At 58.7% G+C, this 3,609-nt stretch carries 2 protein-coding genes; one reads left to right on the top strand and one right to left on the bottom strand.

Annotation, left to right across the window (positions count from 1 at the left end; genetic code table 11):
• Positions 1–250 precede the first annotated feature (250 nt).
• On the bottom strand, positions 251–2,008 hold the full coding sequence (locus IOB61_RS10945; protein WP_290816358.1) for a cytochrome c peroxidase: 1,758 nt from the start codon (positions 2,006–2,008) through the stop codon (positions 251–253).
• Positions 2,009–2,407: 399 nt separating this feature from the next.
• Here IOB61_RS10945 and IOB61_RS10940 point away from each other — a divergent pair, with 399 nt between their 5' ends.
• Positions 2,408–3,454, top strand: a complete 1,047-nt coding sequence (locus tag IOB61_RS10940; protein ID WP_290816356.1) for a hypothetical protein — start codon at positions 2,408–2,410, stop codon at positions 3,452–3,454.
• Positions 3,455–3,609: the final 155 nt, after the last annotated feature.

Below are 3,609 nucleotides of genomic sequence, written 5' to 3'. Positions count from 1 at the left end.
TGGTGCCCATTCTGGTAACCCAACCGCTTCCTTTATCGTGCTCGGGCGATTTGACGGGCCAAGTCCGCTTCGCGCCGCTCCGCGGCAGATTTCCAAAGGAAATCTGGACTTGACCCGTCAAATCGCCCACCAACAATCGAAGTTGGCCTTTGGGGCAGGCAGGGCCTGCACATGAGCCTTCCAGAAAGGAAAGAAGCGCTACCGGGTCGCCATCCCCCGCCGCAAAGCCCCCTGAGGCCGAGCCACCCCCCTACTTCCGCATCGGACTTGCAAATTTCGGGTCGGTCAGGAGGGCGGTGTCGTCGAGGGTGCGGAGGAAGGCGGCGAGAGCTGCTTTGTCGGCGACGGAGAGGTTGAGGCGTTGGGGCACGCCATTGCGTTGCAGGCGATTGTCCAAGGCGGGGCCGGCTTGCACGCCGCTATTATAATGTTCGACCACTTGCTCCAGCGTCGTGAAGCGGCCGTCATGCATATAGGGGCCACCGACGCCCATATTCTTCAAAGAGGGCGATTTGAAGATACGCGTCTCGCCAGCGTCTAAGCCGTTGGAGAGCGAATTGGGCGCAAGGGCAAAGGTGGGCGCGTTGTGGCAGGCCGCACATCCCGCCCCGCCTTGATTGGGCGGGGTGAAATAAAGCGTACGGCCGCGATTTTCTTGTGCGGTGAAATTGGGCAGATCGACGCCCAGATTGCGGTTGGGGCCCGTGGGGCTGAAGACTGTGGCATAGCCCGTATCCCACTTGCTGCCGGTCGAGACCATGGCGCGCTCAAACTGGGCAAGCGCCTGCTGGATGCGGGCCTCGGTGATGGTAGAGCTGCCAAAGGCGAAATTGAACAGGTCTGGATAATAAGAGGTGGCCGCCATTTTGGTGATCAGCGCGCCAATACCCCCGGCCGCTGTATCCCAGCCCATTTCAACCGCGTTTTGGATCGGTTGGGTTGCTTGGGCTTCCACACTGGCTGCCCGCTTGTCCCAGAACATGGTGCCCGGGCGATAATAGCTGATATTGCCCAAGCGCATGGCATGGGCCGTGGTAAAGGCCGTGCCGGAAAAGCCCGTGCTGAACTGGCGCGGGTCGCTAAACCCATTGGCTTGACGGTGGCAGGAGGCACAGGAAATCGTGTCATTCACGCTCAAACGACGGTCATAGAAGAGAACGCGACCCAGGCTAGCGGCGCGATTGGCGATGGCATTGTTGTTGGGGGTGTTATCATCGGGTGTGACGGTGCCATCATAATAAGCGGGCAAGCTGATGCTGGCGAAATTGTCTAAGGCGTTGAAGTCGATGCTGGTGAATTCGGCCACCCCTGCAGGGGTTGCGATTGCCCCATTGGGCACAAGATTGACGGCATTTGAGGCCGCACCCGCCCCCACCGCATTAACGGCCCGCACGCTGCAGCTATAGGTCAAGCCATTGGACAGGCCGGTGACCGTGGCAGGGCTGGTTGAACCTGTGGCCGTTACACTCAAAGTGCCGCTGACGCAGCTTACACTATAGCCCGTGATGGGTGAGCCGCCCGTGATCAATGGGGCTGTAAAGGCAATGCTGCCACCCTTATCGGCGGGTGTGGCTGTTCCGATTGTGGGTGCGGCTGGCACGACGGGCAAATTCGGGGTTGCGCTGGCTGGGGTCGAGCTTGCCCCCGTCCCCGTGGCATTGGTGGCGGCTATCGAGCAGCTATAGGCGGTGCCATTGGTTAAGCCCGTTACATCGATGGGGCTGGTACTGCCACTGCCTGTACGGGTGGCACCCCCGGCGGCACAGCTTGCGGTATAGCTGCTGATCGCCGATCCCCCTGTGGCAGAAGGTGGGGTAAAATGGACTTTGATGGCGGTATTGCCTGGATCAAGTGCTACCAAAGTCGGCGCACCCGGCGCGGTTAAGGTAACCCCCGTGCCAGACGAGCCAGTGTCGCTTCCGCCCCCACCGCCGCAAGCGGCCAAGGCAGCAAGACTTGCCAGTGCCAAAAAGGAGAAAAGGGGCGACGAGAATTTAAAAGACGGCATAAAGTCCCCGATTTACTGGCACTAGATGTGCTGATAACGGGGCCGACTTAAGATTCCGTCGCGGATTTATGACATTTTCTCGCGATTTCGTGAACACAAGGCATTTCAGCCTGCGTCGGGGCGAAAAAAGAGGCCGCATCCAGTGAGGATGCGGCCCTTTGAGGCGGCCTCTTGGGGGAGGAGACACCGATTGGCGTCAAAGACGGGCCAAATCGCGTGTCGGCAGCGGAGGCTCGCTGCCACTCCTAAGTAGGGATGGGTTTGGCGAATAAAAAGGGTCGAGATGGTTAAGCAGGGCTGCAAAAATGCATGGCTAAACAGAAAGCCTGTCGCGGGCCTTCTGCATTTGGTGATGCGCAAGCCTTCCCCCTGCCCGTTTGCTGCCGTTAGAGTGGGGCTATGACCTTCCTTGTTGCGTGCTTCATAGCTCTTCTGGTTGCGTGGATTGCCACACGCTTGATGATGGTGTGGGCGATTCCGGATGTGCCTGATGCCGAGCGTAAACTCCATCGTGCGCCAACCCCCAGTTCGGGCGGCATTGGCATTATGGCGGGGACCCTAGCCGGGCTTGGCGTCTTTTACCTTTGGTTTCCAACGGTCACCCCCGATATGGTCCTGTGCCTTGCCGTCTCGCTGGCAGGCGGCCTACTCGGATTTTGGGATGATCGGGCAGCCCTGGGCCCCAAAATCAAGCTCTTGATCCTGCTTAGCCTTGCCTTGGGCTTTGTGATTTTTGGCCCCCGCCTCGAAGCCCTTCCCTTGTGGGACGGCATGAGCTGGCAGTTAGGCCCCCTGTTGGGCGGGCTTGGAACGCTTCTGTGGCTGTTGGTGATTGTCAATGTGGTGAATTTTATGGATGGGGCCAATGGCCTATCCATCGGGTCCAGCATGGTGGGCCTCATCTTTTTAAGTGTCGTGTGCGGATTTTCCAGCTTCACCCAGAATAATCCTGCCTTTCTGGTGACTGGCTATGGGCTGATCTGCGCGCTTTCTTGTGCGGGCTTTCTTTATTGGAATGTGACGGGGGGGCGCATTTTTGCCGGCGATTCCGGGGCGTTATTTGTTGGCCTCACCATTGGGACACTCGGGGCTTGGGCGGGCACGATGGGGGTTCATCCGCTTTCGGTTGCAACCTGTTTTCTGCCTCTCTTAGCAGATTCCCTTCTCACCATTGTCTGGCGGGCGCGGCGGAAGGCCAATCTCCTCATGCCCCATGCCGATCATGTCTATCAATTGGCTATTCGGAGCGGCCAGTCGCACCTCTATGTCGCCTCGCTCTACTGGTTGGCGAGCGCTTTGTGCGGCGTGGTTGCGGTGCGGGCATCAACGGCAAGTGATACCCTTATCTGCCTTGGCTTTATCCTATGCTTGCTGCCGTTGATCCTTATCCTTGAACATCGGCGGGGCCATTATCTGACGCTCCTGTCAAAGCGGGCTGGTGAATAATGGCCATTCTCGCTAAAAAAGGTACACAAATCATAGGTCTCCGGCGCATGGAAACGGCTGGACGGGACCCTCAAACTAAGTCAGGTTAAGCCATGGACTGGGACAAGCTCAAAACCTTTCACGCCGCTGCCGATACGGGCAGCCTGACCGCGGCT

The sequence above is a fragment of the Aquidulcibacter sp. genome (assembly GCF_020253525.1).
Taxonomy (GTDB): Bacteria; Pseudomonadota; Alphaproteobacteria; order Caulobacterales; family Aquidulcibacteraceae; genus Aquidulcibacter.
This window is presented reverse-complemented; position numbering and strand designations above follow the sequence as displayed.

Coding starts and splice junctions, on each gene's coding strand:
- IOB61_RS10945 (WP_290816358.1), bottom strand. CDS start 2,008: ATGCCGTCTTTTAAATTCTCGTCGCCCCTTTTCTCCTTTTTGGCACTG.
- IOB61_RS10940 (WP_290816356.1), top strand. CDS start 2,408: ATGACCTTCCTTGTTGCGTGCTTCATAGCTCTTCTGGTTGCGTGGATT.